We start from the raw sequence: 25,724 nt of genomic DNA, 5'->3' as shown, positions 1-25,724 counted from the left end.
GATCAGGGGATCAGCCCGAGGCGTTTCTTGAGCAGCGCTTCAACTTCTTCGATCCGGTCCTCGCGGATCGCCTCTACCGCCGCCGTCAGTTCCCCGTCATGGGCCGAGAGCGCGAGGCCGTGAAGAAATTGTGCGAGGTAATCGTAGTCGCGCGCGTTTGACGCTGTCCCGAGCAGGTCGCAGGCATTGAGCAGATCCTCGTCCAGGCTCGCGGGATCGGGGTGCACTTGCGTGCTTGGCACCATCCGCAGCCTGCCCGGGCGCGACTCCGCGGGCAGGGCATTCAGCACCGCGATTTGGAAGGCTCCGACCCCCTCAACGGGCTTGGCAAGGAACCCATCGGCGCCCGAAGCGCGTGCGTGCGCCTCGCAGTCAGGATCACCCGACAGACCCATCAGCACGGGAACGCGGGGCGTCGCCGCGTCGAGTTCGCGCAAGAGCTCTTCCCCCGACCCGTCGGGCAATGTCATGTCCACGATCACGACAGTCGGGCGGTAGACGCGCAGGTGACGGCGCGCGGAGTGGAGGCAATCGGCGCGGCGCACGCGAGCCCCGGATTGCACACTCAGGAGCCGCATGGCCTCCGACGCGAAGCGACTGTCCTCCACCACCAGCACGGTCATGCCGGCAAGCGGCTTGTCCGCGGTCGGCTTCGGCTGGGTCATCAACAGGTCATCAAGCATAACGCATTCCTTTCCCCTCCGATCGAAGCACCGATTCGGTGAATGCGCGGTTAACGGACGGTCCCTGCGACGAATTCGCGCCGGTCTTGCACGGACCCGGGGCCTGTCGCATAAGCGGGACGTCACCGAGCAGGGAGAAAGTCATGATCGGACGCCTGAACCATGTTGCCATCGCGGTCCCCGACCTCGAAGCCGCAGCGGCGCAGTATCGCGGCACGCTGGGCGCAGATGTGGGCGCGCCGCAGGACGAGCCGGATCACGGGGTCACGGTCGTCTTCATCACCCTGCCCAACACCAAGATCGAGCTGCTCTACCCGCTGGGCGAGGACAGCCCCATCACGGGCTTCCTCGACAAGAACCCGGCGGGCGGCATCCATCACATGTGCTATGAGGTGGACGATATCCTCGCGGCCCGCGACACGCTCAAAGCGGACGGCGCCCGTGTTCTGGGCTCTGGCGAGCCCAAGATCGGTGCGCATGGCAAACCCGTCCTGTTCCTGCATCCCAAGGACTTCAACGGCTGCCTCATCGAGCTGGAGCAAGTCTGATGTCAGTCACCGGCGCTGCCGTCCTTTTCGTGGTGATCTGGTTCATGACGATGTTCATCGTCTTGCCCATCCAACTGCGCACTCAGGCCGAAGATGGTGACGTTGTGCCAGGCACGCATGAGGGTGCCCCGTCGGACTTCCGGCTCGGGCGCACGATGTTGGTAACGACGCTCTGGGCGCTCCCAATCTGGGCAGTCTGCGCGGGCATCATCATCTCGGGTGTCATCACCGTCGATATGCTCGACTGGCAGGGCTACCTCGGCGAGCGGGTCCCGAACTAGGCACCCTGCCGCGACGCCAGACGCTCTGCCAGCGCGGACACCAGTCCATCCGTTCCATGCTTGAGCGGGTCGTCAAGCGCGTCCCCCAATGACACCATGAGGACGAGTCCGAGTACCGCCGCGTGAATGGCAGTGGCCTCGGCACGGGTACCCTCGCCGTCCAGCTTTGCGGCAAGGGCGGCATAGAGCCGGTCTGTCACGGGATGCACCGCCTCAACCACCCCGGCCACCGGTCGCTCGTTCGCAACCGTGCGCTGCACTTGCGGCAGAAGGTAGATCAGCCGAAAACGGTGAAGATCGGCGAGGTGAAAGGCGGCAACGGCGTGGACAAATGCGCGGATCGCGTCTGCATGTTCGCGGCCCTCAAGCGCGGCGACGGCCACGTCGGCTTCGGCCTCGAGCCACGGCACGTAGAGCGCCGACATCAGCGCCTGTTTCGTCGGGAACCAGTACAGCACCGCTTGTTTGGATTTCCCCAACTCCCGAGCGATAGCGTCGAAGGAAAGCGCGCCCGTCCCGCCGGACGCGAGGATTTCGCGTGCGGTGTCCAGAATCCGGTCGCGTGTTCCCGCCTGGCTCATGATGACCCTATTGACTGACTTACCAGCGGTAGGCTATCAAACTTACCATTGGTAAGTAAAGCGCGACGCGCATGTCTCATCAAGGATGTCCACCATGCCGAGCTTCGATGATCCCCTCTTTGCCACCTATGCCATTGCCGCAACGCTCATGGCGCTCAAGGTGATGGGGCAGGGATGGATGACGGTCTACCGCATGATGAAAACGAACCGGGGTCTGGTGAATCCTGAGGACCTGATCCCCGGGCCGTTGAACCGCGCGCCCGACCCGGCGCAGCTTGACCTTGACGACTATGTGGATCGGTCGCGAAGGATGCACCGAAACGACCTCGAAAACATCCCGGCTTTCTGGGTCGTTGGGCTCCTGTTCGTCCTGACAGGACCGGCGCTCGCACTGGCTCAGGTGCTGCTCTTTGGCTTCGTCGCTGCAAGAGCGGCGCATTTCGTGGCCTATGTCACGAAACAACGGCATGAGGTGCGCGCGACCTTTTACACCATCGGGTCGGTCATCGTGATCTACATGGCGCTCCACACCCTTTGGAGCGTCCTGACCTGACCGGGCTCAGGCCGCGCCGCGCCCTGTGACCCGATGGTAAAGGTGCGTGAACGTCGCCGCCCCCACGACGGGGATCAGCAGGTTCAGGATCGGTATGGTCAACGGAATCGCCATGAGGATACCGGCAATCCAGACCTGCCCGTTGTAACGACGGCGCAACTGGTTCGCCCCCGCCCGCCCCTCACGGCGCATCGCGGCAAGCTGGAAATACTCGCGCCCGAGCAGATAGCCGTTCACGACCCAGAACAGGACCGGCGCGAGCGGGCCGATGAAAAACGACAGACCGAAGGCCAGGATGCCGAGCAGGATCGTAATGACGATAAGGCTCGCCGCATCGCGCAGGCCGTCGAGGATCGTCACATCGTCTGCGGGAGCGAGGTGCGGGTAATGCCGCTCCTCCACCGCCTCGGCCACCTCATCAAGAAAGATGCCCATGAACGCGATGGAAACGGGCGTCATCAGGAAGGGTGACAGGAGCACCATGAGACCGACCACAGCCCAACTGGCAACCGAATCGAGCCAGGCGACTTCGCCCACGAATGGCAGCGTCACGACCTCGGGCAGAAACAGACCGGCAATGAAGACGAGAGCCACGGTGATAGCGGCGAGGAGCGCGATCGTGAGCCCCAAACCGAGCAGGAGCACCTTGCGGAAGCGGCGGTCGCCAAGCTGACCCAGCGCCTTGAAGAAATCGTCGAAGATCATGCGTCTACCCACAATGTGATGTCGGACAGGTCGGGGCGCGGACGGTCGGGCGGTGCCGCCGTTTCGGTCCCGATGTGGATGAACCCCGCGATGCTCTCATGCGCCGCGAGGCCGAGGCCCGATTGCACGAACTCAGGGTCGTGGCTGGGCCAGCCGGAGAGCCAGTTGGCGCCCCACCCGGCGGCAAGCGCGGCGTTGAGGAGCGACAGGCAGACGGCGCCCGCAGAATACTGCTGCTCCACGGTCGGGACCTTGGGCGAGTCCACCGGGCAAAAGACGACCGCGACGGCGAGGTCGGCATCAGCGAATTGGCGGCGAGATTTTTCGATCTTCTCCGCGTCGATGTTGAGCGTGGCCCCGCGCGGCGGCACCATCGCGGCCAGACGGTCCAGCGCGGGCTTGGTGAGCACGATGAAGCGCCATGGCTCCAGCTTGCCGTGGTCCGGCGTGCGCGCTGCGGCGGTGAGAATCGTCTCCACCTCTTCGCGGCCCGGCACTGGCGTCGTCAGTGTCTTGGCCGGGCGGGAGCGGCGCGTGAGTAGGAAGTCGAGCGCCGCCGGGTTCTTGTCTGGCATGAATGTCTCCTGTCCGTCAGAAAGGCATGTCGGCACTTTTCACGCGCGCGTCAACAGGACGGGGTGGAAATGTCCCGCTTGCGCGCAGGCTGCGTTTCGGGAAAGCAGGCCCTCATGAAGAAGGGAGAGCTCAGTCATCTGGCCCGTTCCGGTGCCGAATTCGCCGTGCGCGTGACGCCGAAAGCCGCGCGCAACGGCGTATCCGTGGAGGAGGATGGCCGGTTGAAGGTCAGCGTGACGATAGTGCCCGAGGGCGGCAAAGCAACGGCGGCGGTGGTCAAACTTCTGGCCCATGCCCTTGGCGTGGCCAAGTCCGACCTGACTCTCGTGCGGGGCACGACCTCTCGCGACAAGGTGTTCCGGCTGGATTAGGACGCGAAACCTACGGAAAACCTAGCCCTGCACATCCTCGGTCCGGGTCAGGCGATAAACCCCCTCGGGCAGGTCGAGCGCGGCGGCAAGGTCTCGCAACTGCGCCATCGACAAGGTGACGACCTGCACCCGGTCCGTCGTCGGTTCGAGCTGCTCAATCGTGACGCAATCCTCGAAGGCGTTGATTGTCACGTCTTCGCGCAGGTGAGTTGCGCCCTCCTCGCCCTCGTCCACGAGGGTTACGACGGTCGCGTCGAAATCATGTTCGATGGTAAACATGCCAACCAGCCTAGACCTCTCTCCGGCAGATGCCAGCCCGATTTGTCATGGATCAAAGCAAGTGAGTAGCGAATCCGCATGATCGGCGGTGGAGGACATTGCCATGAAAGACAATTTGGACCGACCCCACACCCCTGCTGCGATGGCACGGATGGCCGAAACGCTGAGCCTTGATCTTGGCGTCGAATACGACGCCCGTATCGTGAGCCGCCGGCAACTCGACCGCGCCGTCGAGCGCTGCAATGACTGCGCGGATCCGGACGGTTGTGCCGTCTGGCTCGACGACCACGCGGGCGGCGCGCAGGAAGCCCCGAACCTGTGCCCCAACAAGGCTCTCTTCGACCATATGCGCGACGGGTGGTAAGGCCGCTTGATCGCCGGGGGCCTGCGGGCTAATCCGGCGGCATGGCCAAGCTCTACTTCCACTACTCCACCATGAACGCAGGTAAATCGACGCTGCTCCTGCAAGCGTCGCACAACTACCGCGAACGGGGGATGGACACCTACCTGATCACTGCGCGTTTCGACAACCGGGCGGGCGAAGGCACAATCGGGTCCCGCATCGGCATCGGTTCGCCCGCGGACACGTTCGAAACGGGTGAGGACCTCTTCGACAAGATCGAAGCACGGCTGGCGCGCGGCGCAATCGCCTGCGTCTTCATCGACGAAGCACAGTTCCTGTCGGAGGATCAGGTCTGGCAACTCGCGCGGGTGGTGGACGATCTGCGTGTACCGATCATGTGCTACGGACTGCGTGTCGACTTTCAGGGCAAGCTCTTTCCCGGCTCGGCGGCCCTTCTGGCGCTGGCCGACGAGATGCGGGAGGTTCGCACGATCTGCCATTGCGGGAAGAAGGCCACGATGGTCGTACGGCAGGACGCCGCGGGCAATGTGCTGACCGCCGGGGCGCAGGTGCAGATCGGCGGGAACGAAAGCTATGTGAGCCTTTGCCGGCTCCACTGGCGCGAAGCGGTGGGCGATCGTGAATCCAATCGCGCTAGTTAGGCGGCTCATCGGATTGGGCGCCCTTGGGGCGATGGCACTTGTCGGCGCGAAGTCCTGGCTCGACAAGGAACGCGCCGAGATGCGGCTCGCGTATTACAAGGAAATCGCCGAGTACCATGCCACAGCGTCACTCACCGGCTGCACCCGGCGCGATGCGGTAATCGATATCGCGATGGCGCAGGGCTGGCAGGTGCGGGAGGCGGAGGGCGCCTGTGGGGCAGCATCAGGCCTTCGGCTCGTCCCGGACCGGGCAACGCCCTGGCGCCCCGGCGCGCCCGGTTTCCTCGTGGGCTTCGACGGAGATGGGTGCCAGATGCCGGTCGAGCAGGAATGCGCGTGGAAATGATCCCCGCGGCTTGCCGGAGCGGCCAGAGGCGCTAAGACAACCGCATGGACTTTCCCACCGCCCTGATCCCCGCAACGCTCGAGAAACGCTACAAAAGATTCCTCGCCGATTGCCGGCTGGAGGACGGGCGCGTTGTCACGGCCCATTGCGCCAATCCCGGCTCGATGATGGGTCTCGCCGAGCCCGGCGCGCGCATCTGGCTGGAGCCGAACGACGACCGGAAGAAAAAGCTCAGGTTCGGTTGGCGACTGGTCGAGCACGAGTCCGGCGACTTTACCGGCGTCGACACATCGCTCCCCAACCGGATGCTCAAGGCTGCACTGATCGCGGGCGAAGTGCCGGAACTGGTCGCGCCGATGGTGCGCGCCGAAGTGATGTATGGCGAGAATAGCCGGATCGACTTTTGCCTCACCGGCGCCGGGCCGGACACTTATGTCGAGGTCAAATCCGTCACCCTCTCACGCGCGCCCGGTACCGCGGAGTTCCCCGACAGCGTGACCGCACGGGGGGCCAAGCACATGGGCGAACTGGCGGCGATGGCGCGGGCCGGGCACCGCGCGGTGATCTTCTATCTCGTGCAGCGAACAGATGCCCAAAGTGTGCGGATCGCCGCAGACATTGACCCGACGTATGGCGCGTCAGTCAGCGCAGCGCTGGCCGCCGGGGTGGAACCGCTTGCCTATTCCTGCCGGATTACACCAGCGGGCGTCACGCTTGGCGAGAGGCTCCCATTCATTCCGCCGGTGGCGTGACCGCGATGCTCTCATCGTAGACGAAGGTCGTCACGACCCGCGATCCGTCCGGCTCGGGCTGCCAAGGCGTGACCATTTCGGCAGCCTCCCATCGCACCCAGCGGTTCGTTTCAGGGTCGATCCACACCGTCGCCCGTTCGCCGGAGAAACCTCCATCCTCCGCAGGCGCCGTTTGCGTGCGGTAGCGGTATTTAAGCACTTGCCGGCCGTTCAGATCCACGGGGCCAAAGCACTCGGCCTCGCTCACGTTGGCTTGTTCCTGTGCGACCCGCGCCCGCACACCCTGCGCGCGGTCTCCGGGAAACGCACCGCCGGGACCATCCCATGTCGCGGCCTCGCAAGGCCCGGTCCAGTATTTTGCATCCACAGCCAGCGTGCATTGACCAGCCATGCCATGAATCGTGCGCAGGGGCGTCTCGATCACATTCGCGGCGCGGAACGTCTCGGTTCCGTCGGGGCCGTAAGTGATCTGAACCTGCCGATGCGGCGGGCGCGAGAACGGGTCGTTCGGGCCACCGGCCTCGAAAAGCGAGCGCACCTCGGCGGTGCAATCGGCATGGGCCGGCGTGGCGGCGAGCACGAGGATTATCGAAACGCGCTTCATGAATCAGCTCTCCGGCGGTGCGAGGGTGAAATCGACGTCGTAGTCGACGGTCGTAACCTTCACACTCTCTTTCGGCTCGGGCGCCCAGCTTTCCATGAGATTTCGCTCCTCCATGATCGCCACGCGTTTCGTCGCAGGATCGACATAAAGCGTCACGTCGCTCTCCCACCACGACCCCGCGCCGGGTTCGATCCGGACGTGGTAGCGGTAGCGTGCAAGATCACGCCCGTCGACATCGACCACCCCGTCACATTCGGCACCCGTCAGGCTGGCTGCCGCGCTCTCGTTCATCCCGCGCGCATACTCAACCGCGTCATAAGGGTTGTCGGAGCCGGTATCGCTCCACGGCCCGTCCCATGACGCGCCCTGATAGAAGTCCTGCCCCCAGAGCAGCATGTAGGCCCCGGTCGGAAGTTCAGAGATCACCTGATCCGCGGCCTGCCAGCGCGCGGTCACGACAGGCGTCTCAGAGCCGTCCGGTGCACGGGTCACCGTGACCTTCTCGTGCAGGATCTCGAATGTCGGGTCGAACACGCCGCCGTCGTCCAGATACATCGCGCGCACCTCATCGAGGCAGGCGTCGGCAAAGGCAGGACTGGCGGCGACAAGAGCGATGGCAAGAGGGGTGAAACGCATCTGGGACCTCGAAAAGAACGATTGGAATACACTGAGCGTAAGAGCCGGGACGCACGCAGGCAAGCTGCACCGCCGCATCCGTTGTGCATCGTGCGATTTGGGCTTATTTAGGGGCCAGACGACGCAAGGAGCGCCCCTTGGACACCAAGACCCGCATCACCAGAGAAGGCATCCGGCTGTACAACCCCGAGGATTTCGAGGGGATGCGCAAGGCCGGGCGGCTGGCCGCTGACATCCTCGACCGGATCATCCCGCTCGTCGAGCCGGGCGTGACGACCGAGGTTCTGGACCGTGCCATCGAGGACATGGTGAACGACGCCGGGGCGACCTCGGCCACGATCGGGTACAAGGGGTATCAACACGCCTCCTGCATCTCGATCAACCACGTCGTCTGTCACGGTATCCCGTCGGACAAGAAGCTGAAGGATGGCGACATCCTTAACATCGACGTCACGGTGATCGTGGACGGCTGGTATGGCGACACGTCGCGCATGTTCGTGGCGGGCAAGCTGAACCGCAAGGCCGAACGGCTGATCGAAGTCACGCACGAGGCGCTGATGCGCGGCATCGAGGCCGCGAAACCGGGCAACACGTTCGGGGACATCGGCTTCGCGATCCAGAGTTTTGTCGAGAAGAACCGTATGTCGGTCGTGCGCGATTTTTGCGGTCATGGGCTCGGTCAGGTGTTCCACGCCCCGCCGAACGTGCTGCACTACGGCCGCCCCGGGACCGGGCCGCTGCTTCAGGAAGGCATGTTCTTCACCATCGAGCCGATGGTGAACCTCGGCCGGCCCGAAACCAAGGTTTTGGGGGACGACTGGACCGCCGTGACGCGGGACAAGTCCCTGTCGGCCCAGTATGAGCACTCCATCGGGATCACGGCGGAGGGGTCCGAAATCTTCACCCTGTCGCCCGCGGACAAGTTCCATCCGACCTACGGCTGAGGGGCGGCGACGAGACGCTCGCCCGTGCCGCGCGGTTCAAGCGGCGGAATAAAGGCCTAGAAGGTCAGCGGCTTGCGCATAGCTTCCGATCACCTCGGCCCCGACCTCAGCCAACGCCGCGCCATCGCCATTCGGTGAATAGCCCAGAACCCGCATACCTGCCGCCACACCTGCCTGCGCGCCGGTAGCGCTGTCCTCGATCACCACGCAATCCTCGGGCGCTACGCCAAGCGCCTGCGCCGCCATCAAGTAGAGGTCCGGTGCGGGCTTGGGCGCCCCGATCTCCTGCCCTGAAAATAGCCGCCCTTTGAGCCGGTCCAAGACCTCCGGATGTTGCCCCAAAGTCGTCTCCATCTTGCGCGTCGTGCCGTTGGAGCCGACCGCATAAGGTATCCCCGCCCGGTCCAGCGCATCGAAAAACGTGAGGACGCCCGGCATGAGATCCGTGCCTTCTGCCAGCCGGGCGTAGAGCTTGGCGTAGAAGACCTCGACCCAATCCGGGCCAAAGCCGATACCCATGCCCCGCGCTTTCTCCGCCACGCCCGCGATTGTGCCGCCGATGAAGGTCGCCTCGGCCTCCGCAAGGCTCATGGGCCGGCCATGCCGCGCCAGCTCTTCGCGCAGGAGTTCGAACGCCGCGGGTTCGCTGTCCACCAGCACACCGTCGCAATCGAAGAGCACCGCGCCCACACTCATGCCTGCCACGCCTTGTCGCGTGCGTGCAGGTCGCCGCGTGTGGCTTCATCGGGAAGCGTGCCGTCCACGATGACGACATAGACGAACCCCGGCCCCGGCCCGTGGAATCGGCGCGCGAATTGATTCTGGATCGGCTGGGCCGAATCGCTCTGCCAACCGAAGGGAACTGCGTGGTTGGTCACGCGGTCACCTCGCACAATGTGATGGTCGTGTCGCCATAGCGGCGCGCATCCAGCTGGGTCACACCCGGCGGCAGAGTGAGCGGGGAGCTTTCTTCCCAGACGACGAGCGCGCCGGGCGCGATCCAGCCGCCCTCCATTGCCGCTGCGAGGGCCTTTTCACCCAGCCCCTTGCCATAGGGCGGGTCGAGAAACACCAGCGTGGCCGGCGTGGCGGGACTCACGCCGAGACGAGTCGCGTTCCGGGTGATCAGTGTGGCCTTTTCCTGCGCCCGACACTTCGCCACATTCTCGCGGATGAGCTTCTGCGCCACGCGTCCATCATCGACGAAGGTCACATGCGAGGCCCCGCGCGACAGCGCCTCCAACCCCAACGCGCCGGTCCCGGCGAACAGGTCGAGCACGGCGGCGTCCGTCACCGGATCGCCGAAGCGCCCGCCCGTCAGCATGGAAAACAGGCTCTCTCGCACCCGGTCCGTGGTGGGCCGCAGATGCGCCCCCGCGTCGCCCTTACCCACACTGGCGAGCGCCAGCCCGCGATACTCGCCCGCGATGATCCTCACGCTTTGAGCAGCGCCTTGAGTTCGGTCGCGGTGTCGCCTACCGCATCGGGCGCAGGGCTCTTGCCCGCCTCGATGAGCCTCTTGCCGACCATGTAGGCGCGCGGATCGTTCATCGCGTCGACGGCGACCAGCTCATCGCCCCGGTAATACCAGTAGCTCACCGCCGTCTCGCTGTCCTGCCGGGTCACGACGCGGTCATAGCCGGTATTGAGCCCGGCGATCTGAAGCTTGGTGTCATACTGGTCAGACCAGAACCACGGCTTTGCGACATACGCCTTTTCAGCGCCAATCATGTTTTCGGCCACGAGTTCCGCCTGGTCGATGGCGTTGCCGACACTCTCCAGCCGGATGCGTTCTCCCTTGTAGGGAAAAGACGCGCAATCGCCCGCCGCGAAAATCGCAAGATCGGAGGTGCGGCCGTGTTCGTCGGTCTTGATCCCGTTGTCGATATCGAGTCCTGCCGCTTCGGCCAATGCAACGTCAGGCCGGATGCCGACGCCGACGATCACGAAATCCACGTCGATCGTCGAGCCGTCCGTGAGTTCCGCGCCCGAGACGTGACCCTCGCCGGTAAGCGTCTTGAGGCCGACCTCTTCGAGCACGGTCGCGCCGTGGGTGCGGTGCAACTCCCTGAAATAGGACGACGTTTCAGGCGCGGCGACCCGTTGCAGGATGCGCTGCGCCATCTCGACGATGGTAACCTGCATCCCCTTCTTGGCGGCGACAGAGGCGGCCTCGAGCCCGATATAGCCTCCACCGATGACAAGCACCTTCCGTCCCTCGGCGAATTCATGCGCCATCGCGTCAACGTCTGCGAGCGTGCGCACGGTATAGACGCCGCCCAGATCGCCGCCGATAGCGGCAGGCAGCCGGTTGGGCACCGACCCGGTCGTGAGTGCCAGCTGGTCATAGGCCAGCTCGCGCCCGTCAGCGAGGCGCACGACTTTCGCCTCCCGGTCAATCGCTTCGGCCCGCGTGCCGGTGACAAGGTCGATGTCGTGATCGGGGTAGAAGCTTTCAGGACGCAGGTAGAGGCGCGGCAGCTCCATGTCGCCCAACAGGTATGCCTTGGACAAAGGCGGACGCTGGTAGGGTGGCGAGGTTTCTTCGCCTACGAGCGTAACGGCGCCCTCGAATCCAAGATGGCGCAGTTTCGCGACGAGCGCGGCGCCGGCCTGACCCGCCCCGATGACGACGATTTTCGACATTTCTCTTGCCTCTCCCTGTTTGGTCCGGAACTTATCGGAAGCCGTATCGAAAAGGCAACGCGAACAGGAGGACCAAGCGCATGACGATTTCAGTGGGTGACACGCTACCCGATGCCACTTTGGCGAAAATGGGCGAGAAGGGCCCGGAAACGGTGGAGCTCTCGAGCCTGACCAAGGGACGAAAGGTCGTCATCTTCGGCCTGCCGGGCGCGTATACCGGCACTTGCACCACGGCCCATGTGCCGAGCTTCATTCGCAACATGGACGCGCTCGCGGACAAGGGCGTGGACGAGGTGATCTGCGTCTCGGTGAACGACCCGTTCGTGATGGGGGCGTGGGCCGAATCGACCGGCGCGGACAAGGCGGGAATCGTGATGCTGGGGGATGCCGACTGCGGTTTCACGGAAGCCATGGGAATGCGCTTCGATGCGCCGCCGGTCGGGCTTATCGCCCGCTCCAAGCGCTATGCGCTGATGGCCGAGGATGGTGTGGTCAAGGTGCTTCAGGCCGAAGAGAACCCCGGCGTCTGCGACATGTCGGGCGGCGAAGCGATGGTAGAAGCGGTCTGAGGCCGCAGCGGCGTGCGGGAGGGCAAGACCCTCTCGCATACCGCACGCGGTTGCGCTCAGATGGCTGCGACTGCGTCCCGCAGCATGTCACGCACTTGAGCCGCCACGGCTGGCAGGTCGTCGTTGTCGATGGCGGACATGGACGCGACAGGATCGATGGCCGACACTTCAACGCCGCCGTCCACTTCCCGCAGGATGACGTTGCAGGGCAGCATGGCGCCAACTTTGGGCTCCATGCCGATCGCCTCCCACGCCATGCCGGGGTTACAGGCGCCGAGGATGCGGTAGCCCGCCATGTCCTTGTCGATCTTCTTCTTCATCGTCGCTTTCACGTCGATCTCGGTCAGGACACCGAAACCGGCGTCGCCCAGTGCTTTGCGCGTGCGGGCATCCACGTCTTCGAAATCTGCGCCTTCGATGAGGCGGTCGAGGGTATAGGCCATGAGGTCCTCCATATTCGCTAACTTGAATGTGGTGTCGACCCGCGCTCCCGTCAACCGCGCTTGAATGGGCCCATGGATGTCAAAATCTCGATATCCTCGTCGACGGCCTCGGCCTCACGCTCACAGAACTCCGCCACGGCGTTGCGCAGACCGGGGTCGCCGATCCAGTGGAGCGAATGGGTCGTCACCGGGAGATACCCGCGCGCCAGCTTGTGGTCGCCCTGCGCCCCGGCCTCGACCCTGCCAAGTCCCCGCGCGATGGCGTGGTCGATGGCCTGATAATAGCACAGCTCGAAATGCAGGCTGGGATGGTGTTCGGTGCAGCCCCAGTAGCGGCCATAGAGCACGTCGCGTCCGATGAAGTTGAGCGCGCCTGCCACCGGGTGCCCCTCACGCATGGCAAGGACCAGCAGCACATCATCGCGCATCGTCTCCTGCACCTCGTCAAAGAACGTGCGGGTCAGATAGGGCGTGCCCCATTTGCGGCTCCCAGTGTCCTGATAAAACGTCCAGAAGGCATCCCAGTGCTCCGGCTTCAGGTCGTCTCCGGTGAGCCCCACGATCTCGCCCCCGAAGCCCTGCGCTGTGCGCCGGTCCTTTCGAATCGCCTTTCGCTTGCGCGACGACAGGGTGTCGAGGAAGGCGTCGAAGTCGGCATAGCCGTCGTTGAACCAGTGGTACTGGCTGTGGCTACGATGGATGAGGCCCATTGCCTCGCCCGCGATGGCCTCGCCCTCGGTGCAGAAGGTGACGTGGAGCGACGACAGCTCGTTATCCGCCGCCACCTGCACCGCGCCCTGGACCAGTGCCGCGGTCGCCGCGCTCTCGGCTCCGGGTTTCACGAGGAACCGGCGGCCCGAGGCGGGTGTAAAGGGCACCGCGATCTGGAGCTTGGGGTAATACCGCCCACCCGCGCGCTCCCACGCATGGGCCCAGCTGTAGTCGAAAACGTATTCGCCCTGGCTGTGGCTCTTGGCATACATCGGCGCCACGCCGATCAGCCCGGATTCGTCATGTGCGGAAAGATAGAGTGGCTGCCATCCCGTGCCCGGCCCCACGGAGCCAGAGCGCTCCAGCGCGGCGAGGAACCGGTGCGTCGTGAATGGGTCCTCAGGCCGGTCGCTACCCTCCGGGCAGGCGCAGGCATCCCAGTCGGCGGGGTCGATCCCGTCGATACTGTCATGGGTGCGGATTTCGATGGCGCGTTCGTCCATATGTTCAATACGGGGTCTTGAGCCGCCCGGGTCAACCGGGGAGCGGCGCGGGGTAGCCTTCGAAGGTCACGTTATCGGCGATCTCACGCGCTTGTGTCTCGGCCTCGGCGGAGCGGATCGTCCAGCACAGGACTGGCAGGTTCCGCGCCTTCAGATCGGCGACCACACCCGAGCGAAGGTCGCGGGCATCGTGACTGATGAAGCTGGCGCCGACCCGGTCCAAATCGGGGATACGGGCCAGCAGTGTGCGCGTCGTGGCGTTCAGGAGCGGCCAGTCTTCGGCAGAGAAGGCGCAGGTCGTCAGCCCGCGCGGCACGCCCGGAGCGAGGCGCGCCATCTCGGCGACCGCATGGGGGTTGAACGACATGACGGCCACCGGACCGGAGTACCCCGCCAAAGCCCGCGCCACCGAGCCTTCGAGCGCACCGGTGTTGGCACCCATTGCGCCGTCCTGATCCTTGATCTCGATAAGGACCGGCACTTGCCCGTCCACGCGTGCGAGAACATCTGCCAGCGTGGGAATCCCCTCGCCTCCGTGGCGCAGGCATATCTCACCCAATTCCTGTGCAGAGCGTTGCGCGACCGGGCCGGTGGCGTCGGTCAACCGCGACAAATCGTAGTCGTGGAACACCATCGCGATCCGGTCGCGCGAGAGCTGGACGTCGATCTCGATTCCATAGCCAGCTGCAATGGCAGCCCGGACCGCAGCGCGGGAATTCTCCGGCCGCCCCTGCCCTGCGTCGTGATATGCGCGATGCGCAAGCGGCGGTCCGAGAAAAGCGTCGGGCAGGCGGGTCATGCGATCTCGAAGATGCCTTCGATCTCGACCGCCGCGCCAAACGGGAGGGACGCGGCGGAAACCGCCGAGCGGGTGTGCCGACCTGCCTCGCCCAGAGCCTCGACAAGGAAATCCGATGCGCCGTTCACCACCTTCGGTTGGTCGCCGAAATCAGGGGTGGAATTGACGAATCCGGTCAGCTTGACCACGCGCTTGAGCCGGTCGATGTCTCCGCCGCAGGCCGCCTTGACCTGTGCCAGCAGGCTGATGGCGCAAAGCTTGGCAGCCTGAGCACCGGCTTCGACTGACATGTCGTCGCCAAGCTTGCCTGTCACCAGTGTCCCGTTGGACTGTGAGACCTGCCCGGACACATAGACGATGTCGCCGACGATGTGGAACGGGACGTAGTTCGCTGCGGGCGCCGGAGCGTCGGGCAGCGTGATGCCAAGGTCGGCCAGTCGGGATTCGATGTTGCTCATGCGCGTCTCCATGTCTGGCGGCACGCTAGCGCGGGGCCGGTCCGGGCGAAAGGGTCAGCTTTCCCGGAACGCCTTGTTGAAGTAATCCGCGAGCGGTTTGACGAGATAGGCGAGCGGGCTGCGGTCAGCGGTGCGCAGATACGCTTCGACCGGCATGCCAGGAACAAGGACGGTGCCCTCGGGGAGCTTTTCGATCTCACCTTCCTCCAACGCGATGCGTGTGCGGTAGTAAGTGCGCCCGCTGTTTTCGTCGGTCAGGGCATCGGCGGAGACGGTCATGACGCGACCGACAAGTTCCGGCGTCGTCCGACTGTCGAGCGCGGCGAGGCGCAACGTGACCTCCTGCCCGACATGAATCTCATCCACGTTGATCGGGTCGACCTGTGCGCCGATGACGAGCTGCTGGTCCTGCGGCACGATATAGAGCAGCGGCTGGGCCGAGCGGATCACCTCGCGTTCCGCGTAGACCTGCATCGCATGGATCGCACCGGAGAGGGGCGCACGGATATCGAGCCGGCCCAGTTGCGCGATGAGCGCGCGGCGGCGTTCAGCCAGTTCCAGTTCCCGATATCCGAGATCGCGCAGGTTCTGGATCGCCTCTTCGCGTCGGACCTGTTCGAGCTTGAGAATGTCGATCTCGATCTCGGTCATGCGGCCACGGTTCTGGGCGATCATCGCGGTGAGCTCGCCGCGCTGACCTTCGAGCGCCGCTTGATCGCGCTCCAGCGCTAGGACGACCGAAGACTGCGCAAGGCCGCGTTCGAGAAGGGATTTTTTGTTGACGAGTTCCTGCCCGATCAGTTCCAGCTGGGTTGTGAGCGCGGCCTGCTGGGCGGCGATGCCTTCGTTCTGGCTGTCGATCTGGGACAGGCGTTCGCGCAGCTTATCGGTTTCTGCCGCCAGCGATTCGACGCGCTGTTCGAAAAGCCGGCGCTGGCCATCCATGAAGTCCTGCGCGTCCGGGTGTGTCCTGGCTTCTTCCAGGATCATCTCGTCGAACTGGAGCGTCTCGCTCCCGTCCCGCTCGGCTTCGAGTCGGCCCCGGCGCGATACGAGTTCGAAAAGCTGGTTTTCGACGATGGTGAGTTCGGACCGGAGCAACTCCGGATCGAGCCGGATGAGCACATCGCCCGCCTCGACGAGGTCGCCTTCCTTGACCTCGATGCTTTCGATCACGCCGCCGTCCGGGTGCTGGACGACCTGCCGGTTCTGTTCGCCCTCAACCGAACCGGGCGCGATGATCGCGCCGGAAATATCCGCGGTTACCGACCAGGTGCCGAAACCGCCGACGAGCATGAGAAGCGCGACAAACCCGACAAGCACATGTGTCCGGGCCGACCAGGCGCGCGCGACCGCTTCGCCGTTTTCGGGCCCCCTGCCCCGCGCCGTTTCGATGGTGGCGAGTTTCGTGGCTTTGGGATCGGTCAGGTTGCGTGCCATCAGGCCACTCCTCCGCCTTTGCGCTGCACCGAACTTTCCGAAATCTGTGCGGCATTCTGCACGGTCCGCCGGAGCACTTCGTCACGCGGACCGAAGGCACGGGGCATTCCATCGTCGAGGACGAGCAACTTTTCGCACTCCTGAATGGCAGAGGGCCGGTGCGCCATGATGAGAACCGCGCCCCCGTCTGCCTTGACCGCGCGGACTGCCTGATTGAGCGCCTCGCTCCCCTCGTTGTCGAGGTTGGCGTTGGGTTCGTCGAGGACGAGGACGACCGGATCGCCATAGAGTGCGCGCGCGAGCCCGATTCGTTGCAATTGCCCGCCCGACAGCAGCCCCCCCGCGCCCTTGACCGGCGTGTCGTAGCCGTCCGGGAGGCGCAGGATAAGGTCATGGGCCGCCGCCTTTTTGGCGGCCTCCACCACCTTGGCATCATCGGGGGTGAGCGACAGGCCCGCGATATTCTCGGCGATCGTGCCGTCGAACAGACGCACGCGTTGCGGCAGGAAGCCGATGTGCTGGCCCAGCGTGGCCGGGTCGAACTGATCGAGAGCGGCCCCGTCGAGCCGGAGTCGCCCGCCGGCGGGTTGCCAGACGCCGGTGATCGCGCGTGCCAGTGTGGATTTTCCCGCGCCAGAGGGACCGATGATACCAAGCGCCTCGCCCGGCTGGACGTTGAAATTCACCATGCGCAGCGCCGCCTGCGTCATGCCCGGCGGCACGACCGTCAGGTTTTCGGCGGTCAGGATCGCATCGGGACGCGGAAGCGCGGTGCGTGGCACCGGTTGTTCCACCTCGGACAGCAGCGCGGCCAGCGTCCGCCAGCCGCGGCGTGCTGCCTGCACCAGCGGCCACTGCCCGATCAGGAGGTCGACGGGCGCGAGCGCGCGTCCCAACAGGATGGATGCCGCGATCATCACGCCCGGCGTCACCTCACCCTGCAACACGAGCCAGGCACCAAGGCCGAGGATCGCGGATTGCAGCAGCATCCGCAGCGTTTTGGACAGGGACGTGTAGGCACCGGAGCGGTCGGTGGAGAGGACCGAATCCGCCAGCGCCGAGTGCCGCTCACGATACCAGCGGTCGAAGGCGGCATCCGACATGCCCAGCGCACGAACCATTTCGGCCTCGGACCGAAGTTGTTCGGCAAGGTTGTCGGATTGCGAGGTCGCCTGATTGGCATGGCGCATGGGCGCGGATGTCGACACCTGATTGAGGATCGCGATGGCCACCAGAACACCACCACCCACCAGCGCGAGAGTGCCGAGGTAGGGGTGGAACAGGAGGATGCCCGCAAGGAAGATCGGCGTGAACGGCAGGTCAAAGAGCGCCGCGAAGACCGGAGACCCAAGGAGCCGGCGGATCGCCTCAAGCTCCTTCAGCCCGTTCTCCGTGGTCCCGGAGCGGCGGTTCAGCCGCGAATCGTATTCGAGCACCGCCGTGAAGACCCGGTGGTCGAGCCGCGCCTGGAACTTCGCGCCGACACGGGCGAGCACCCGGCCCCGTACGAAATCGAGAAGGCCCATCATGCCGAAGAGGAAAGCCATGAGCACGGTGAGCGCCAACAGCGTCTCTTCCGACCGGCTGCCCAGCACACGGTCATAGACCTGAAGCATGTAGATCGGCCCGGTCAGCATCAACGTGTTCACGAAGACCGAGAACAGGCCGACCACCCAAAACAACGCGCGGTTCTCACGCAGGATCGCCCGAAGCTCGTTCTGTCCGGATTCTGTCTTGTCGGGGCTCATTTGCTCATATCTCTCTGCCACCCCGAATGTGTGCGAAGGGTCGCCAAGAAATGGTTAACGCCCTCGTACACATTCGTCATGGTCAAAGTAGGCGCACCACTTCAATTGATGCCGAGGATGTTCTGAATGACACCGATCAGGCTGTCCTCACGCGGCGCACGGTTGTTTCCGCCATTGAAGATGTTGCCCGGGTTGATTGGCTGGTCGGGGACGTCCTCGACCACGACCGGCGCCATTTCGGGCCTGATCATGGGGAGCGGACGGGGGGGCAGGTCGGCATGGACCCGCATCATCGTTTCGCGCCAGATTTCGGCCGGGAGGCCCCCGCCGGTCACGCCTTTGAGGGGCGTATTGTCGTCGTAGCCCATCCAGACGCCAGCGACGTAGTCTGCCGTGAAGCCCACGAACCACGCATCGCGCACGGAATTGGTTGTGCCCGTCTTGCCCGCCGCCTCACGCCCTTCCAGCTTGGCGCGCGATCCCGTGCCGCTCTCGATCACCTGATTCATCATGTAGACGAGCTGCTCGGCGGCAGCGGTCTGGATCACCCGTTTACCGATCCCGCCCTCCTGCTCCATGAGCGGCTGGCTCTCACCGAGGAGAGACAACTCGACGAGGCCATAGGGCTCCACCGCCGAGCCGCCGTTCAGGATGCCCGCGAAGGCACCCGTCATTTGCAGCAGGTTGGTTTCGGACACCCCGAGGGCCAGCGCAGGACCGGCAGCGAGGTCGCTGTCGATCCCGAAGTAAGAGGCCACGGTGCGCACGTTCTCGCGCCCCACGTTCTCCGACAGCTTCACAGCCGGGATGTTGAGCGAGTTCTTGAGCGCGGTCGTAAGGGTCACGGGGCCGTAATACTTCCGCGTGTAGTTCTGTGGCGACCACGGGCCGGAACCCGGGACGTTGATCGTGATGGGCTCGTCGACGATGACGTCGGAATAGGACCAGCCGAGGTCGAGCGCGGCGGCATAGATGAACGGTTTGAAGGCCGAGCCTGTCTGCCGCATCGCCTGCGTGGCGCGGTTGAATGCACCCGAGACCTTGGTCTTGCGCCCGCCCACCATCGCGCGCACCGCGCCGTCTGCACTCATCACGACAATGGCGGCCTGCGCCTCGGACCCGTCCGAGACCTTGGTGTCGAAGATGTGCTTCAGCGCTTCTTCGGCGGCGGTCTGAATTTGCTGGTCATAGGTCGTGCGGATAATCACGTCCTCGGTCGTGTCGCGGGTGAGGAACGACGGCCCTTCCCCCATGACCCAGTCCGCGAAATAACCGCCGGCCTTGCGTTCTGCGGCCTCGGACAGCTGCGCGGGATTCTGGCGGGCATATTCGGCCTCGGTCGGCGACAGATAACCCTGCACCTCCATCAACTTGATGACGGTGAGCGCGCGGGCCCAGCTCCGGTCCATGCTGGCGGTCGGGGAGTAGGTGGACGGCGCGGTGAGCAGACCGGCGAGTGTGGCGCTTTCCGCCGGGCCCAGTTCGCTGGCCGAAATGCCATAATAGCGGCCAGCTGCGGCCTCCGCCCCGTAAGAGCCGCCGCCGAAATAGGCGCGGTTGAGGTAGATCGTCAGGATCTCGTCCTTGGTGAACTTGGCCTCGAGCGCCATCGCATAGATCGCTTCCTTCGCCTTGCGCGAGAGCGACGAACGGCGGCAATCCTCTTCGTATTCCCGCTCGGACATACCCGATGAGGAATCATAGGGCGTACCGAGGCAGAGAAGTTTCGCGGTCTGCTGCGTGATCGTGGAGCCACCGTGGCCTTCAAGCGGGCCCCGTCCCTCGGACATGTTGATCCGGATCGCGCTGGCGATGCCGCGCGGGCTGACACCGAAATGGCGGTAGAAGCGCCGGTCTTCGGTCGCGACGACGGCATTCTTGAGATGTGTCGAGACGGTATCGGCGGTGACGAGGCCACCATACTGGTTTCCGCGCCAGGCATAGGTGCTGCCATATCGGTCGAGCATCGTGACCGACCCCTTGGCGCGGCCGTCCACGAGTTCGGAGAGCGGCGGGATCGAAGACGAGGTGTACCAGACCGCGGCACCAAGGCCCAACGCAGCGATGACGGCAGTGACCATGCCGAGTCGGAAGAATATCCGGAAAACCCAGCGAATAAGGGCCCAGGGCAGCGCGAGGATCAGCGGAAGCTGGCGACGCGGCTTGTTGCGGGCTGCCCTGCGCGGTTTGCGCGGCGGCTTGCCCGACGAACCTTTCGTCGGTTTTTTCCTTGTTTTCTGGGGCTTTGCATAGCGCTTGTCCGCGACGAGCGGCGGGCGCCGTTTTCCGTTCTGTGCCATGTAACCGCTGCCGTGGCTGCTCTTTTTCAAGCAAACTAACGACTCGGAGCGCAGTTTACGAGGGGCATGCGGCGGATGTGCTGAAATACGCCTCCCCGGTGCGCCTATTTTTTGACCACACCAATTTCTTTAAGCCCAATTTTTAATCAATTGCGTCCGGCGCATGTGCGCCCTCCCCCCGTATCCTTGTTGCCCGCGACCCTCATGCGCTTGCTAAGGGCGTGATTTCGCGCGGGGAGAGGCCCGCATCAATATAAGGGGAATGACGTGAAACTGATCATTGCAGCGATCAAGCCGTTCAAGCTCGAGGAGGTCCGCGAGGCGCTGACCACCATCGGCGTGCGCGGCATGATGGTGACGGAAATCAAGGGGTTCGGTTCGCAGTCGGGCCACACGGAAATCTATCGCGGCGCGGAATACGCCGTGAACTTCGTGCCGAAAGTGAAACTCGAAATCGTCGTTGAATCCGGCCTGGCCGACCAGGTCGTCGAGACCATCGCCAAGACTGCCCAGACCGGCAAGATCGGCGACGGCAAGATCTTCACCATGGATGTCGCGGGCGCTCTGCGCGTGCGGACCGGCGAAACCGACGGGGACGCGCTTTAAGCGCGGGAAACAGGGGAAACATGACCATGCAACTCAAGAAACTTCTTCCGATTGGCGTCGCGGCGGCTACCCTGCTGCCGATGGTCGCCTTCGGCCAGGACGAAGGTCCGACGGCAGGCGTCGACGCCTCGTCCGACTCGATCTTCATCTTCAACTCGCTGCTGTTCCTCGTGGGCGGCTTCCTCGTGTTCTTCATGGCCGCTGGCTTCGCGATGCTCGAGGCCGGCCTCGTGCGCTCCAAGAACGTGACCATGCAGCTGACCAAGAACATCGCGCTCTTCTCGCTCGCGTCGATCGCCTATTACGTCATCGGCTACAACCTGATGTATCCGCTGGGCGACTGGGCTATCGGAACGGACGAATCCGGCGGCATCCTGTCGGGCATCTTCGGCCCGGCCGTGCTTGAAGCCGTTGGTGTCGGCCGCGACGCAGCCGACGATTACGGCTATGCTTCGACCGGCTCGGACTACTTCTTCCAGCTGATGTTCTGTGCCGCCACGGCCTCCATCGTGTCCGGTGCGCTCGCCGAGCGGATCAAGCTGTGGCCGTTCCTGGTCTTCACGATCATCCTGACCGGCATCATCTACCCGATCCAGGCATCCTGGAGCTGGGGCGGTGGCTTCCTCGGCACGCAGTTCGGCTTCTCGGACTTCGCGGGTTCCACCATCGTGCACTCGGTCGGCGGCTGGGCTGCCCTCTCCGGCGCGCTGATCCTCGGTCCGCGTCTCGGCAAGTACACCAACGGCAAAGTGACGGCGTTCCCGGGCTCGAACCTCGCCCTCGCCACGCTGGGTACGTTCATCCTGTGGCTCGGCTGGTTCGGCTTCAACGGCGGCTCGCAGCTTGCGATGGGCACCGTGGGTGACGTGGCCGACGTGTCGCGCATCTTCTCGAACACCAACACGGCAGCTGCCGGTGGTGCCGTCGCCGCGCTGATCCTGACCCAGATCCTCTACAAGAAGGTCGATCTGACGATGGTTCTCAACGGCGCGCTGGCCGGCCTCGTGTCGATCACCGCTGAACCGCTCGCCCCGTCGCTGGGCGCGGCCACCCTGATCGGTGCCGTTGGCGGTGTCATCGTGGTCTTCACGGTTCCGCTGCTCGACAAGATGAAGATCGACGACGTCGTCGGCGCCATCCCGGTGCACCTCTTCGCCGGTATCTGGGGCACGCTCGCCGTGGTCCTCTCCGGCTCGGGCACCATCGGCGGTCAGATCATCTCGATCATCATCGTCGGCCTGTTCGTCTTCATCGTCTCCGCGATCATCTGGTTCATCCTGAAGGCCGTCATGGGCCTGCGGGTGAGCGAAGAGGACGAGATGATGGGCCTCGACAAAGCCGAACTCGGCATGGAAGCCTATCCGGAATTCGTGAGCTAAGGCGCACACCTTCCGAAACGACCGAAAGGCCCGGCATCGTCCGGGCCTTTCTCTTTGGCGGATACGAAAAGGCCGGGGAAACTCCCCGGCCTTTCTGCCGCGCCCAGTCGCGGGTCGCGGCACAGAGGGGGCAGGACATGCCCTCCGATCCCGTGTCAGCCCGCGTCGATCCCCACGACGATCTGCGCCTCGTATCCTTTTGACTGCTCGCGCACCGCGGCGAACCCGCCCGCGCCCACCGACCGCGCGATCCGGTCCTGCCGGTTGGATGTGTCGCGCGCCGCATCGCGTGTCGAATAGGGTTCGACGGCCATGTAGAGGTAGTTCGAGAGCGCGTCGGGAAAGAAGACCTGGCTCGTGAGCACCGTGCGCTCGTCAAGGTGGATCAGGTAATGGATATGCGTCGCGCGCCCCCGGTACCAGCCGGGGTAGATCGTCGAGAACCGGGCCACGCCCCGCGCGTCCGCCATCTGCGTGCCGCGCAGGAACGTCTCGCCCGAGGTGTCATTCGCGCCGTCCGATCCCTGCCGCGCGTAGCCCGAGTAGTTGCCCAGCGCGTCGCAATGCCAGACGTCCACCCGCGCCCCCGTGACCGGCGCGCACTCCGCATCGACGACCTGGATCGCAAGGTCGAGCGCCTCGCCGGTCCGGTCCTCGGTGATGTCCCGGCGTTCGAGGTCCGGATCGAAGTAGAACGGCCCCGCCGTCGTCTCGGGCATCACCATGCAGACATTGGGTGAGATAAGCCCTGCCCCTTCGGCCTGCGCACGCAGATCTCGTGGGAAGACACCGACTCCCGTCATCACAATCGGAGAAGCGGCGAGCATGCTCAAAAGGCGGCGGCGGTTTGGTGTGGTCGGTGTCATCGGCGGTCCCTGTCCTGTCGCGAGTCGGGGAACTAACGCGCAGCTGAGCCGGGTCCGTCGGAAAAGAAGATTACAATCCTGTTATCTTCACATCCCGACCAACATCCGCAGACCCTGGGTCACGTCCGCGCGCACGGCGAGCCGCAGGCCCGGCTCGTCGCCCGCGGCAAGAGCGGCGAGGATGGCCCGATGGTGCTTTTGCAGATCCGAACGGTCGCGCGTCATGTAAAGCGCGCGCATCGTGGGGCCGAGTTGGAGCCAGACCGTTTCGACCATCGCCAGCATCGCAGGGGCCTGCGCCCTCAGGTAGAGGGTTCGGTGAAACTCGAGGTTGGAACGGATGTAGCCGGTAACGTCATGTTTCGCCACGACCTCGGCCACCCGCCCGTTGATCGTGCGCAGGCGTTCGATCAGCGCCATGTGGACGCGCGGCAAGGCGCGCGCCGAAAGCTCCGGCTCCAAAAGCGCGCGGAGGGCCGCCAGTTCCTCGATCCGTTCGGGCGTGAGATCGGGCGTGGTCACACGACCCGAGGAGGACAGCGTCAGCGCCCCTTCGGCTGCGAGCCGCCGAACCGCCTCGCGCGCAGGGGTCATGGAGACATCGAATTCGCGCCCGATCCCGCGCAGCGTCAGCGCGACCCCCGGCTCCATCTCGCCCGCCATCAGCCGCGCGCGCAGGGTGCGGTAGACACGTTCATGTGCCGATGTCGTGGCATCGGGCGGCGGCACGGGGGATGGGGCGGGTGTATCCATGTCCCTTTGTGATCACAAATCGCCGTTCGGTCAATCTCGGAAGCGATACCGGTGGAGCGCCCCGCCCTCTTCGCGCAGCCAGCGCCGTTGGGCCTTGTGGTCGGGAAACAACTCAGCGCACTGGCGCCAGAACGCCGCCGAGTGGTCCATGTGAACGAGGTGGGCAACCTCGTGCGCGGCCACATAGTCGAGCACGGCGGGCGGCGCCATAACGAGCCGCCAGGAATACATCAGGTTGCCCTCGTGCGAGCAGGACCCCCAACGCGAGCGGGTGTCGCGCAACGTGACCTTTCCGACCTCGCGCCCGATTCGGGCCGCGTGGCGCTCGGAGGCGTCCATGAGCCGCTCCCGTGCCGCAACCTTGAGAAACGCGCCAATACGCGCCGGCGTGCGCTCCACGCCCGTCAGCGGCACTTCGAGCCGATCTCCGACCAAGGCAACGCCGCGGCGGGAAGCGGCCGTTACCTCGCGCAGCGCCCCCTCGACGGGCAAGTGGTCTCCCGGCATCGGACGGACCTCTCCCGGCATTTTCGACAGATGCCCAAGGATCCAGTCGGATTTTTCCCGGACGAATGCCTCAGCCTCGGCCCGACGCAGCCGCGCGGGGACAGTCAGCGTGACCTTTCCATCCAACGAAGAGATACGCAAAGACAGCCGACGCGCCCGCGCAGACCGCTTCAGTCGCACCGCGACCTCGGGATTTGCGGGCAGTGAAATCACGCCCGGATCGTCATCCTTTCCGTTGCCGAACAACGCCTGTCTCAGCCCCATTCCCGGCCCTCGCTCGCCAGATGCGTCAAAGCCCGCTCTGAAAGGCTTTGACACCCCCTTGCACATATGGCAGTTGGCCCCAAATTCTCGCATGACGACATGATGACGGAAAGGGTTTTCCATGCCCAAGGAAGAATGGGGCACCAAGCGCGTCTGCCCGACAACCGGCAAACGGTTTTACGACCTGAACGCCAACCCGATCGTTTCGCCCTACACCGGCGACGTGGTCGAGATCGACACTGGCAAGACTCGTACCATGGTGGCCGACAAGGCTGACAAGGCCAGCCAGAAAAAAGAGGCCGAGAAGGACGAGACGCTCGAGGATGATGAGGTCATCGCCGACGACGATACCGATGTTGATCTCGGCGACGACGTGCTCGAGGATGACGAAGACGATGACGTCTCGCTCGACGACATCGCCGACGTGGCCTCCGAAGACGACGACTGATCCCGGCGAAACGTGATCGAAGGGGCCGAGCCGGAGTGCTCGGCCTTTGTCGTCTTCGGGCGCCGGGACGGGCGTTTTTCAAGGCATGTTCGTTTGGACGATCCTGCGCCCGGAAATTGCAGGCGGAGCCCTACTTTTTCGCTTGAAACCCACTGCGCCCTCGCCTAAACACCGCGGGCGTTCGGCGAGAGCCGATCAACGGGGCCTTAGCTCAGCTGGGAGAGCGCTTGCATGGCATGCAAGAGGTCAGGGGTTCGATCCCCCTAGGCTCCACCAAATCCCCCACGTAAACTCTTGTTTTTGAACGACATTCTTGGGAAATCCATGATTGTCCCGCCTGATGTCCCACCATATTGCGCCATTTCGCGAGATTTGGCTTTTACGCTCGGCTCCCTTCTTGGAGATTCTTCAATGCGTTGC

34 protein-coding genes and 1 tRNA gene are annotated in these 25,724 nt (G+C 64.5%); 14 read left to right on the top strand and 21 right to left on the bottom strand.

Annotation, left to right across the window (positions count from 1 at the left end; translation table 11 throughout):
* Positions 1–2: 2 nt before the first annotated feature.
* The gene (locus B2585_RS14380; protein ID WP_292024477.1) at positions 3–683 is read right to left on the bottom strand and encodes a response regulator; all 681 of its coding nucleotides are present in this window, start codon (positions 681–683) and stop codon (positions 3–5) included.
* Positions 684–826: 143 nt separating this feature from the next.
* Here B2585_RS14380 and mce point away from each other — a divergent pair, with 143 nt between their 5' ends.
* Both mce and B2585_RS14370 read left to right on the top strand, forming a co-directional pair.
* Complete coding sequence (gene mce, locus B2585_RS14375) at positions 827–1,231, top strand: methylmalonyl-CoA epimerase (protein ID WP_292024475.1); 405 nt, start codon at positions 827–829, stop codon at positions 1,229–1,231.
* Positions 1,231–1,512 carry a DUF1467 family protein gene (locus B2585_RS14370; protein ID WP_292024473.1) on the top strand — a complete coding sequence of 94 codons (282 nt, stop codon included), beginning with the start codon at positions 1,231–1,233 and terminating at the stop codon, positions 1,510–1,512. Before mce ends, B2585_RS14370 begins: the two co-directional genes overlap by 1 nt.
* On the opposite strand, the gene B2585_RS14365 is transcribed toward B2585_RS14370, so the two are convergent.
* The gene (locus B2585_RS14365) at positions 1,509–2,093 is read right to left on the bottom strand and encodes a TetR/AcrR family transcriptional regulator (protein ID WP_292024472.1); all 585 of its coding nucleotides are present in this window, start codon (positions 2,091–2,093) and stop codon (positions 1,509–1,511) included. The two genes, B2585_RS14370 and B2585_RS14365, sit on opposite strands and share 4 nt — an antisense overlap.
* A gap of 94 nt (positions 2,094–2,187) precedes the next feature.
* On the opposite strand from B2585_RS14365, the gene B2585_RS14360 reads away from it, so the two are divergent.
* Entirely contained in the window at positions 2,188–2,646 is a 459-nt protein-coding gene (locus B2585_RS14360; RefSeq protein WP_292024470.1) for an MAPEG family protein, read from the top strand.
* A 6-nt stretch (positions 2,647–2,652) separates the two neighbouring features.
* Here the strand turns inward: B2585_RS14360 and B2585_RS14355 are convergent, their stop codons facing one another.
* Complete coding sequence (locus tag B2585_RS14355; RefSeq protein ID WP_292024468.1) at positions 2,653–3,351, bottom strand: EI24 domain-containing protein; 699 nt, start codon at positions 3,349–3,351, stop codon at positions 2,653–2,655.
* Positions 3,348–3,926 (bottom strand): nitroreductase family protein, encoded by a 579-nt coding sequence (locus tag B2585_RS14350; protein WP_292024466.1) that lies wholly within the window; start codon positions 3,924–3,926, stop codon positions 3,348–3,350. Before B2585_RS14350 ends, B2585_RS14355 begins: the two co-directional genes overlap by 4 nt.
* A gap of 114 nt (positions 3,927–4,040) precedes the next feature.
* On the opposite strand from B2585_RS14350, the gene B2585_RS14345 reads away from it, so the two are divergent.
* On the top strand, positions 4,041–4,298 hold the full coding sequence (locus B2585_RS14345) for a DUF167 domain-containing protein (RefSeq protein WP_292024464.1): 258 nt from the start codon (positions 4,041–4,043) through the stop codon (positions 4,296–4,298).
* 21 nt (positions 4,299–4,319) lie between these two features.
* Here the strand turns inward: B2585_RS14345 and B2585_RS14340 are convergent, their stop codons facing one another.
* A complete protein-coding gene (locus B2585_RS14340) occupies positions 4,320–4,577 on the bottom strand; it encodes a hypothetical protein (protein WP_292024462.1) in 258 nt (85 codons plus the stop codon).
* 103 nt (positions 4,578–4,680) lie between these two features.
* Between B2585_RS14340 and B2585_RS14335 the strand changes: the two genes are divergently transcribed.
* Genes B2585_RS14335 through sfsA form a run of 4 tightly spaced genes read left to right on the top strand, consistent with a single transcriptional unit; the run spans position 4,681 to position 6,680 of the window.
* The gene (locus B2585_RS14335; protein ID WP_292024460.1) at positions 4,681–4,941 is read left to right on the top strand and encodes a DUF6455 family protein; all 261 of its coding nucleotides are present in this window, start codon (positions 4,681–4,683) and stop codon (positions 4,939–4,941) included.
* 41 nt (positions 4,942–4,982) lie between these two features.
* Positions 4,983–5,582, top strand: a complete 600-nt coding sequence (locus B2585_RS14330) for a thymidine kinase (RefSeq protein WP_292024458.1) — start codon at positions 4,983–4,985, stop codon at positions 5,580–5,582.
* A 31-nt stretch (positions 5,583–5,613) separates the two neighbouring features.
* Complete coding sequence (locus tag B2585_RS14325; protein WP_292024456.1) at positions 5,614–5,928, top strand: hypothetical protein; 315 nt, start codon at positions 5,614–5,616, stop codon at positions 5,926–5,928.
* A 44-nt stretch (positions 5,929–5,972) separates the two neighbouring features.
* Positions 5,973–6,680, top strand: coding sequence for a DNA/RNA nuclease SfsA (sfsA, locus tag B2585_RS14320; protein ID WP_292024454.1), 708 nt, complete (start codon positions 5,973–5,975; stop codon positions 6,678–6,680).
* Here the strand turns inward: sfsA and B2585_RS14315 are convergent.
* A complete protein-coding gene (locus tag B2585_RS14315; RefSeq protein WP_292024452.1) occupies positions 6,661–7,284 on the bottom strand; it encodes a hypothetical protein in 624 nt (207 codons plus the stop codon). The two genes, sfsA and B2585_RS14315, sit on opposite strands and share 20 nt — an antisense overlap.
* Positions 7,285–7,287: 3 nt before the next feature.
* Positions 7,288–7,920, bottom strand: a complete 633-nt coding sequence (locus tag B2585_RS14310) for a hypothetical protein (RefSeq protein ID WP_292024450.1) — start codon at positions 7,918–7,920, stop codon at positions 7,288–7,290.
* A gap of 137 nt (positions 7,921–8,057) precedes the next feature.
* Between B2585_RS14310 and map the strand changes: the two genes are divergently transcribed.
* On the top strand, positions 8,058–8,864 hold the full coding sequence (gene map, locus B2585_RS14305; RefSeq protein ID WP_292024448.1) for a type I methionyl aminopeptidase: 807 nt from the start codon (positions 8,058–8,060) through the stop codon (positions 8,862–8,864).
* A 36-nt stretch (positions 8,865–8,900) separates the two neighbouring features.
* On the opposite strand, the gene B2585_RS14300 is transcribed toward map, so the two are convergent.
* The 4 genes from B2585_RS14300 to B2585_RS14285 are packed head-to-tail and all read right to left on the bottom strand — an operon-like array spanning position 8,901 to position 11,510.
* Positions 8,901–9,560, bottom strand: a complete 660-nt coding sequence (locus B2585_RS14300; protein ID WP_292024446.1) for an HAD family hydrolase — start codon at positions 9,558–9,560, stop codon at positions 8,901–8,903.
* Positions 9,557–9,742, bottom strand: a complete 186-nt coding sequence (locus tag B2585_RS14295) for a hypothetical protein (protein ID WP_292024445.1) — start codon at positions 9,740–9,742, stop codon at positions 9,557–9,559. The genes B2585_RS14300 and B2585_RS14295 overlap by 4 nt, the downstream gene beginning before the upstream one ends.
* The gene (rsmD, locus tag B2585_RS14290; protein ID WP_292024443.1) at positions 9,739–10,302 is read right to left on the bottom strand and encodes a 16S rRNA (guanine(966)-N(2))-methyltransferase RsmD; all 564 of its coding nucleotides are present in this window, start codon (positions 10,300–10,302) and stop codon (positions 9,739–9,741) included. The genes B2585_RS14295 and rsmD overlap by 4 nt, the downstream gene beginning before the upstream one ends.
* Positions 10,299–11,510 carry an NAD(P)/FAD-dependent oxidoreductase gene (locus B2585_RS14285; RefSeq protein WP_292024441.1) on the bottom strand — a complete coding sequence of 404 codons (1,212 nt, stop codon included), beginning with the start codon at positions 11,508–11,510 and terminating at the stop codon, positions 10,299–10,301. The genes rsmD and B2585_RS14285 overlap by 4 nt, the downstream gene beginning before the upstream one ends.
* 80 nt (positions 11,511–11,590) lie before the next feature.
* Here B2585_RS14285 and B2585_RS14280 point away from each other — a divergent pair, with 80 nt between their 5' ends.
* Positions 11,591–12,079, top strand: coding sequence for a peroxiredoxin (locus tag B2585_RS14280; protein WP_292024439.1), 489 nt, complete (start codon positions 11,591–11,593; stop codon positions 12,077–12,079).
* A gap of 56 nt (positions 12,080–12,135) precedes the next feature.
* Here B2585_RS14280 and B2585_RS14275 read toward each other — a convergent pair whose 3' ends face one another.
* The 7 genes from B2585_RS14275 to B2585_RS14245 form a co-directional block, all read right to left on the bottom strand.
* Positions 12,136–12,522, bottom strand: coding sequence for a DUF302 domain-containing protein (locus tag B2585_RS14275; protein WP_292024437.1), 387 nt, complete (start codon positions 12,520–12,522; stop codon positions 12,136–12,138).
* 50 nt (positions 12,523–12,572) lie between these two features.
* A complete protein-coding gene (locus tag B2585_RS14270) occupies positions 12,573–13,736 on the bottom strand; it encodes a GNAT family N-acetyltransferase (RefSeq protein ID WP_292024434.1) in 1,164 nt (387 codons plus the stop codon).
* A gap of 31 nt (positions 13,737–13,767) precedes the next feature.
* Positions 13,768–14,535, bottom strand: a complete 768-nt coding sequence (locus B2585_RS14265) for a glycerophosphodiester phosphodiesterase family protein (protein WP_292024432.1) — start codon at positions 14,533–14,535, stop codon at positions 13,768–13,770.
* On the bottom strand, positions 14,532–14,993 hold the full coding sequence (locus B2585_RS14260) for a RidA family protein (RefSeq protein ID WP_292024430.1): 462 nt from the start codon (positions 14,991–14,993) through the stop codon (positions 14,532–14,534). The genes B2585_RS14265 and B2585_RS14260 overlap by 4 nt, the downstream gene beginning before the upstream one ends.
* A gap of 54 nt (positions 14,994–15,047) precedes the next feature.
* Positions 15,048–16,433, bottom strand: coding sequence for an HlyD family type I secretion periplasmic adaptor subunit (locus B2585_RS14255; RefSeq protein ID WP_292024428.1), 1,386 nt, complete (start codon positions 16,431–16,433; stop codon positions 15,048–15,050).
* Positions 16,433–18,181: a type I secretion system permease/ATPase gene (locus B2585_RS14250; RefSeq protein ID WP_292024426.1), complete on the bottom strand. Its 1,749-nt coding sequence runs from the start codon at positions 18,179–18,181 to the stop codon at positions 16,433–16,435. The genes B2585_RS14255 and B2585_RS14250 overlap by 1 nt, the downstream gene beginning before the upstream one ends.
* Before the next feature lie 101 nt (positions 18,182–18,282).
* Positions 18,283–20,481, bottom strand: a complete 2,199-nt coding sequence (locus B2585_RS14245; RefSeq protein WP_292024424.1) for a transglycosylase domain-containing protein — start codon at positions 20,479–20,481, stop codon at positions 18,283–18,285.
* Positions 20,482–20,748: 267 nt separating this feature from the next.
* Here B2585_RS14245 and B2585_RS14240 point away from each other — a divergent pair, with 267 nt between their 5' ends.
* Positions 20,749–21,087, top strand: a complete 339-nt coding sequence (locus tag B2585_RS14240; RefSeq protein WP_292024422.1) for a P-II family nitrogen regulator — start codon at positions 20,749–20,751, stop codon at positions 21,085–21,087.
* Between the two features lie 26 nt (positions 21,088–21,113).
* The gene (locus B2585_RS14235) at positions 21,114–22,466 is read left to right on the top strand and encodes an ammonium transporter (protein WP_292024420.1); all 1,353 of its coding nucleotides are present in this window, start codon (positions 21,114–21,116) and stop codon (positions 22,464–22,466) included.
* A gap of 155 nt (positions 22,467–22,621) precedes the next feature.
* Here B2585_RS14235 and B2585_RS14230 read toward each other — a convergent pair whose 3' ends face one another.
* The 3 genes from B2585_RS14230 to B2585_RS14220 form a co-directional block, all read right to left on the bottom strand.
* Positions 22,622–23,269, bottom strand: a complete 648-nt coding sequence (locus B2585_RS14230) for an intradiol ring-cleavage dioxygenase (protein WP_292024418.1) — start codon at positions 23,267–23,269, stop codon at positions 22,622–22,624.
* A 150-nt stretch (positions 23,270–23,419) separates the two neighbouring features.
* Positions 23,420–24,085, bottom strand: coding sequence for a GntR family transcriptional regulator (locus B2585_RS14225; protein WP_292024416.1), 666 nt, complete (start codon positions 24,083–24,085; stop codon positions 23,420–23,422).
* A 30-nt stretch (positions 24,086–24,115) separates the two neighbouring features.
* Positions 24,116–24,856: a M48 family metallopeptidase gene (locus B2585_RS14220; protein WP_292024415.1), complete on the bottom strand. Its 741-nt coding sequence runs from the start codon at positions 24,854–24,856 to the stop codon at positions 24,116–24,118.
* Between the two features lie 121 nt (positions 24,857–24,977).
* Here B2585_RS14220 and B2585_RS14215 point away from each other — a divergent pair, with 121 nt between their 5' ends.
* On the top strand, positions 24,978–25,304 hold the full coding sequence (locus B2585_RS14215; protein WP_292024413.1) for a TIGR02300 family protein: 327 nt from the start codon (positions 24,978–24,980) through the stop codon (positions 25,302–25,304).
* A gap of 200 nt (positions 25,305–25,504) precedes the next feature.
* Positions 25,505–25,580 (top strand) — tRNA-Ala (locus B2585_RS14210).
* Positions 25,581–25,724: the final 144 nt, after the last annotated feature.

The organism is Maritimibacter sp. UBA3975, assembly GCF_002384975.1.
Lineage (GTDB): Bacteria > Pseudomonadota > Alphaproteobacteria > Rhodobacterales > Rhodobacteraceae > Maritimibacter.
This window is presented reverse-complemented; position numbering and strand designations above follow the sequence as displayed.